Source organism: Acinetobacter sp. YH12070 (genome assembly GCF_013419625.1).
GTDB classification, from domain to species: domain Bacteria; phylum Pseudomonadota; class Gammaproteobacteria; order Pseudomonadales; family Moraxellaceae; genus Acinetobacter; species Acinetobacter amyesii.
Genome location: NZ_VOZT01000119.1, coordinates 1 through 2,267, shown reverse-complemented (window position 1 = coordinate 2,267; position 2,267 = coordinate 1). Strand labels below are relative to the sequence as shown.

General features: G+C 56.2%; 3 protein-coding genes. 1 reads left to right on the top strand and 2 read right to left on the bottom strand.

The genetic code is table 11. From position 1 onward, the window contains the following. Nucleotides 1-247, top strand: a 247-nt coding sequence (locus FTU17_RS17805; protein ID WP_206299284.1) for a hypothetical protein, incomplete at its 5' end; no start/stop codon positions are given. Between the two features lie 407 nt (nucleotides 248-654). Here FTU17_RS17805 and FTU17_RS17100 read toward each other — a convergent pair. Next, nucleotides 655-1,197: an AAA family ATPase gene (locus FTU17_RS17100; RefSeq protein WP_000587837.1), complete on the bottom strand. Its 543-nt coding sequence runs from the start codon at nucleotides 1,195-1,197 to the stop codon at nucleotides 655-657. A 12-nt stretch (nucleotides 1,198-1,209) separates the two neighbouring features. Further along, nucleotides 1,210-2,070, bottom strand: coding sequence for an aminoglycoside N-acetyltransferase AAC(3)-IId (aac(3)-IId, locus tag FTU17_RS17095; RefSeq protein ID WP_000557454.1), 861 nt, complete (start codon nucleotides 2,068-2,070; stop codon nucleotides 1,210-1,212). Nucleotides 2,071-2,267 lie beyond the last annotated feature (197 nt).

Sequence of the window (2,267 nt, the reverse complement as noted above, 5' to 3'; positions counted from 1 at the left end):
AGTACCAGCGTACGGCCCACAGAATGATGTCACGCTGAAAATGCCGGCCTTTGAATGGGTTCATGTGCAGCTCCATCAGCAAAAGGGGATGATAAGTTTATCACCACCGACTATTTGCAACAGTGCCCAAAAAAGTTCGTGGTGGAGAAAAGATAAGCTATGCAAGGCTTTAGGAGACGTGGTTTTTCAGGATGACGAAGAACGATTCGGCGCTAGGTGCAACATAGGTGCATCGCACGAGCGCTAGGAACGGCGAAAAAAGGCGGACGTGGCGAAATCGGTAGACGCAGCAGACTTTAAAATTGGAGTGCCCGCGGGGAAATCCGCGGAGTAGAACCGCTCAAAGTCGGGGAACGCTAACGGGCAATACCCTAAGCCAATCCCGAGCCAAGCCCCTTCGGGGGAAGGTGTAGAGACTGGACGGGCGGCGCCTAAAGCCTTCGGGCAATGGCGAAGGGACAGTCCAGACCACGAACGTCATCAGACGGCGGCGAAAGTCGAGGTGGTACGAAAATCTGCTTCTCTGTGAGAGTACGGGTTCGAGTCCCGTCGTCCGCACCACAAAGCCAAACATCCCTGCGATGATCGACCTCTGGGCGTTTGGTCGTGAGCCCGCCACCCTCGCGCTACGCTTTGCGCAGGCGTCGAAGGCGATCAGGTGCGCCCATCGATTCCGTCGAGCACCATCGCTGCGAGTTCATCGCTGGTGTGTGCACCACTATCGAGAACACGGGTTGTGCATGGAAGCCGTTCCCTTGCGGCCAAGCATCGGGCGACATTCGCTAATCGCCACTCTCGAATCTCCGCATTTCGATTCGGGTCAGGATGCATGGTCTGGTTCGCGATCCGGTGACGCAATAGGTCCTCGTTGAGCGTCAGAAAGATGTGCAGCAGCTGATCGTCGATCCGCCTTACCCCGTCGAGTATCTCAGTCAGATAGTCCGGGTGCACGAGCGTCATTGGGATGATGATGTCCTGCGAGTAATTCCTTCGAATCTCCCTGACCGCCGCGATCGTAAGTCCCCTCCACAAGGGGAGATCCTGATAGTCTCCGCTCGCTGGCATGGGGACCGTTTCTTTCACCACGAACCCGATTTCCTCGGGGTCAAAGATCAGCGATTTGGAACGCCGATCGCGCAGCCGCTTAGCGAGCGTCGTCTTTCCGGCGCCGAAAGGTCCGTTGATCCAGATTATCATTGTCGACGGCCTCTAACCTGAAGGCTCGCAAGAGCGCTCGACGGCCTCGTGCGGAGGCACGATCGGAGTGGTTCCGAAATGCTTCTCAAGATAGGTGACGCCGAACGTCACGATGTCCTGCGCGTCGAACAGGTAGCACTGAGCAAAGCCCACGACACCTTCTCGATGGCGACCGAGCTTCACGTAAGCATTTGCTATAGTTTCAACCGCATCCGGCTTTCCTTCGATAGCAAAGCAATCGAGAATGCCGTTTGAATCGTAATCCGATGCCGTTTTCCAGGCGACTTCACCGTCTCTTCCAAGCATCGGCATCTCATACGTCACCCACCGTTTGTTGGGGATATCGGCAACCGCCTCGGCGTAGTGCAATGCGGTAACGGAGTTTAGCGGCGCACCCAACAGCAGGGCCTTCCCGCCAAGGCGAACGAACCGCTCGACGGGCGATCCTTCCCCCAAGGCGTGACCGAGTTCGTGAGGCTCCGTCAGCGTTTCAGCCAGCGGACCAACCGCGACCATCGATGCATCGGGGTGCGCGCTGCGCCGCGCGCCGGGGGCTTGAACCAGAAATTGATTCAGCAGGCCGAACCCACGGTAAGTCCCGGCTGTTGCGGGATCGAACGGCAGCCAGGTACGGCGGGCTTCGTCATCCAGCCGAGCGCCATTCAGAGTCTCCTCGTAGGGTGATCGGTCCCACGACGCGTATCCCATCACAGTGCCAGTCGGCCCAACCGCGGAGCGTAACGCGGCAACGACCGTCTCCGCTCCTCCTTCGACCGGACCAATCGCTTTAAGTGAGGCATGCACCATCAAGAGGTCACCGGTTTGGACTCCGAGTTTTTGAAGCGCCTCCGTTATTGCCTTCCGCGTATGCATCGCGATATCTCCTCTAAACTGCAAAACACTATACCTATCGAGATATCACTCTACTATACCTATCGAGATATAGAGGTGGTCCCACTTGTTTGAACAACTAAAAGCGTATTTATAAGTGATATTCCGCTCTAGTTAAGCCACCTTGTTTTGTTGGGGTAGCTGATCATAGTAAAACTCATTTGGTGTCATTTTGTCTA